Source organism: Serratia sp. EC4 (assembly GCF_059652115.1).
In genome coordinates this window covers 1-1,171 of record NZ_JBNIDE010000029.1, presented here as the reverse complement: position 1 = coordinate 1,171, position 1,171 = coordinate 1, and the positions used below count along the sequence as shown (strand labels likewise).

Below are 1,171 nucleotides of genomic sequence, written 5' to 3'. Positions count from 1 at the left end.
TTGTGGTACATCGCGGTCGCCAACGTGTTCGTCTACCTGCTGCGTTACGGCATTCTGGACTGGTCACCGACCTACCTGAAAGAAGTGAAGCACTTCGCGCTGGACAAGTCTTCCTGGGCTTACTTCCTGTACGAATACGCCGGTATCCCGGGCACCCTGCTGTGCGGCTGGATGTCGGACAAAGTGTTCAAAGGCAACCGCGGCGCCACCGGCGTGTTCTTCATGACGCTGGTGACCATCGCCACCGTGGTGTTCTGGATGAACCCGGCCGGTAACCCGACCGTAGACATGATCTGTATGCTGGTCATCGGCTTCCTGATCTACGGCCCGGTGATGCTGATCGGCCTGCACGCGCTGGAGCTGGCGCCGAAGAAAGCCGCCGGCACCGCCGCGGGCTTCACCGGCCTGTTCGGCTACCTGGGCGGCTCGGTCGCGGCCAGCGCCATCGTCGGCTACACCGTAGACTTCTTCGGTTGGGACGGCGGCTTCATGGTGATGATCGGCGGCGGCGTGCTGGCGGTTATCCTGCTGCTGCTGACCATGCTGAACGAAAAGAAACACCACGCGGAAATCGCAGCCGGCAAACGCGGCTAAGCGTCACACGACTTTTGCATGATTTAAAGGCCGCCCTGCGGCCTTTTTACTACCCTGCCCCCAACAACATGGAGAAAACGGAATGCGGACTCAAGTCAAAGCCCTGCTGACAGGGATCATTCTCGCCACCTCAATGGTCAGCGCCGCGCAGGCGGCGGACAAAGTGGTGATCGCCCACCGCGGCGCCAGCGGCTACCTGCCGGAACACACCCTGCCGGCGAAGGCGATGGCCTACGCGCAGGGCGCCGATTATCTCGAACAAGATCTGGTGATGACCAAGGACAACGAGCTGGTGGTGCTGCACGACCATTACCTCGATCGCGTCACCGACGTCGCCGAACGCTTCCCGGACCGCGCGCGTAAAGACGGCCGTTATTACGCCATCGACTTTACGCTGGCGGAGATCAAATCGCTGAAGTTCACCGAAGGCTTTGAAATCGAAAACGGCAAGAAGGTGCAGGGTTACCCTGGCCGCTTCCCGATGGGCAAATCCGACTTCCGCGTGCACACCTTCCAGGAGGAGATCGAGTTCGTGCAGGGTCTGAACCATTCGACCGGCAAGAACATCGGCATCTAC

General features: G+C 60.5%; 2 protein-coding genes. Both read left to right on the top strand.

Features of this window, described 5'->3' with window-relative positions:
- On the top strand, positions 1–594 hold a 594-nt coding region (locus ACP39K_RS24520), incomplete at its 5' end, for an MFS transporter (protein WP_497009000.1).
- A gap of 82 nt (positions 595–676) precedes the next feature.
- The coding region (gene glpQ / locus ACP39K_RS24515) for a glycerophosphodiester phosphodiesterase (RefSeq protein WP_497008999.1) at positions 677–1,171 on the top strand (495 nt) is incomplete at its 3' end.